The sequence below is a fragment of the Shewanella sp. M16 genome (assembly GCF_018224605.1).
Taxonomy (GTDB): Bacteria; Pseudomonadota; Gammaproteobacteria; order Enterobacterales; family Shewanellaceae; genus Shewanella; species Shewanella oncorhynchi.
The window spans coordinates 1-247 of sequence record NZ_JAGTUL010000171.1 but is presented as its reverse complement, the minus strand read 5'-3'; the positions used below and the strand labels follow the sequence as shown (position 1 = coordinate 247).

The following is a 247-nucleotide window of genomic DNA, read 5'->3' as shown; positions in this document are numbered from 1 at the left end:
CAAGACGTAATCTTGGAACAGTAGCAGATGCCACGTCATCCGTTGCGGATGTGGGTAATGATGGGGCTCAAATTGATGTCCCTGTAGCAATAGCGGGTACGACGGCGAGTGTAGGAACAGCAGATCGCCCGTCTGTCGCGGGGCAGACCACCAACACGCATCAAACCGCAACAACGCCACAGGCTGATGACATATCTACGGACGAGATGCCTGCAACAGTGGCGGAGGCGAATGGCGCACAAGGTTA

General features: G+C 55.5%; 1 protein-coding gene. It reads left to right on the top strand.

Annotated elements, in window-relative coordinates:
- A partial coding sequence (locus KFE26_RS24480; RefSeq protein ID WP_212601937.1) for a hypothetical protein occupies positions 1-247 on the top strand: 247 nt, incomplete at both ends.